Consider the following 342-nt stretch of genomic DNA (forward strand, 5'->3'; position numbering starts at 1 on the left):
ATTGTTTATATGGCTTGTATTGTGCCACCGTATAATTCGATACCAAGCCTAGTTGTTTCATAATCCGACCGATTCGACGACGAGAAACGATCCAGTTTTGCTTCTTTAACTCTACTTTGAGTTTGCGAGTACCATAGTTACAACGACTTCCCTTAAAAATGCGTTGAATTTCATTGGAAAGCTCCACTTCTTCTCTTTCATGGGCTTCTTTTTCTCACAAATTGGCTTGATAGTAGTAACTACTTTTGGGTATATGGAGGACGTTACACATTGCTGATACTGAATATTTGTGTGTGTTATTTCGAATCACATTTATTTTCGTCCCATGATCAGCGCAGCTTG

The 342-nt window shown here is 38.6% G+C and carries 1 pseudogene; it reads right to left on the bottom strand.

Features of this window, described 5'->3' with window-relative positions:
* Positions 1 to 342: pseudogene (locus M3600_RS28705) on the bottom strand (IS3 family transposase); the annotation flags it as partial.

The organism is Niallia sp. MER 6 (assembly GCF_023714395.1).
GTDB lineage: Bacteria > Bacillota > Bacilli > Bacillales > Cytobacillaceae > Niallia.